This is a genomic window from Pseudomonas sp. 05T35, from assembly GCF_056396605.1.
On the sequence record NZ_JBFTLU010000642.1, the window covers coordinates 1 to 1,858 of the forward strand.

The window sequence follows — 1,858 nt, forward strand, 5'->3', positions numbered from 1 at the left end:
TCACCGCACCGCGCACCGGCCCTTGATAGTGACCGCTGAGAATCGCCAGCCACAGCAGCAATAACGCCAGCGCATAGGTGCCCGTCGCCAGAATAAAGCGCTTGAGCAACAGACTCTGGATAGCGTTATGGGTCAATCGTTGGCTCACCGTGCGAAGGGGGCTGATAACAGTGTCCTACCCTGAAATGCCGGATGCCACTTTAGTGTTGCACCTCAAGAATGACCATTCAATTTTAAGGTGATACATCACCCACTTCGTAGCAGCCTTTGGCAGCTGCTACATGATTGTGTGAAGCTTTCGTCTCTTGCCATGTTCCTGTTCATGCGACCAAGGTTTGACTGCCGGCGGGTGTGCCCGGCTTCGAGGCGCGTTATACTGCCGCGCCTTTTTAGCGTCGCGCCAGCAACCCCGGCGTGCCTTGTAAAGGTGTTTGCAGCCGACCGATGCACCCCAACTGCAAGCACCTTATTGAATGTTCCCGTCTTTTAGAGGAGCGCGACTCATGACCGTGATCAAGCAAGACGACCTGATTCAGAGCGTTGCTGACGCCCTGCAGTTCATTTCCTACTACCACCCCGTGGATTTCATCCAGGCGATGCACGAGGCCTACCTGCGTGAAGAGTCGCCGGCAGCCCGCGATTCGATGGCGCAGATCCTGATCAACTCGCGCATGTGCGCTACCGGCCACCGTCCGATTTGCCAGGACACCGGCATCGTCACCGTGTTCGTGCGCGTAGGTATGGACGTGCGCTGGGATGGCGCGACCATGAGCCTGGACGACATGATCAACGAAGGCGTGCGTCGCGCCTACAACCTGCCGGAAAACGTCCTGCGTGCTTCCATCCTGGCCGACCCGGCCGGTGCACGGAAAAACACCAAGGACAACACCCCGGCGGTGATCCACTATTCGATCGTCCCGGGTAACACCGTGGAAGTCGACGTGGCAGCCAAGGGCGGCGGTTCCGAGAACAAGTCGAAAATGGCCATGCTCAACCCGTCTGACTCGATTGTTGACTGGGTGCTGAAAACCGTTCCGGAAATGGGCGCTGGCTGGTGCCCACCGGGCATGCTCGGCATCGGCATCGGCGGCACCGCCGAGAAAGCCGCAGTGATGGCCAAGGAAGTGTTGATGGAGTCCATCGACATCCACGAGCTGAAAGCGCGCGGCCCGCAGAACCGTATCGAAGAGATGCGCCTGGAGCTGTTCGAGAAGGTCAACCAACTGGGCATCGGCGCCCAGGGCCTGGGTGGCCTGACCACCGTGCTCGACGTGAAGATCATGGATTACCCGACCCACGCCGCCTCCCTGCCGGTGTGCATGATCCCCAACTGCGCCGCCACCCGTCACGCGCACTTCGTGCTCGACGGCACTGGCCCGGCGTCGCTGGAAGCGCCACCGCTGGACGCTTACCCGGAAATCGTCTGGGAAGCCGGCCCGTCGGCTCGCCGCGTCAACCTCGACACCCTGACCCCGGAAGAAGTGCAGAGCTGGAAGCCGGGCGAAACCGTCCTGCTGAACGGCAAGATGCTCACCGGTCGCGACGCCGCGCACAAGCGCATGGTCGAGATGCTGAACAAGGGTGAAACCCTGCCGGTGGACCTCAAGGGTCGCTTCATCTACTACGTCGGCCCGGTCGATCCGGTGCGCGAAGAAGTGGTGGGCCCAGCCGGCCCGACCACCGCTACGCGGATGGACAAGTTCACTCGCCAGATCCTCGAGCAAACCGGCCTGTTGGGCATGATCGGCAAATCCGAACGTGGCCCGACCGCGATCGAAGCGATCAAGGACCACAAGGCTGTTTACCTGATGGCAGTGGGCGGCGCGGCTTACCTGGTGGCGCAAGCGATCAAGAAATC

The 1,858-nt window shown here is 60.9% G+C and carries 1 protein-coding gene; it reads left to right on the plus strand.

Annotated features, from left to right (window positions below; genetic code table 11):
• Nucleotides 1–503: 503 nt before the first annotated feature.
• On the plus strand, nucleotides 504–1,858 hold a 1,355-nt coding region (locus AC1DH9_RS28320), incomplete at its 3' end, for a fumarate hydratase (RefSeq protein WP_477809251.1).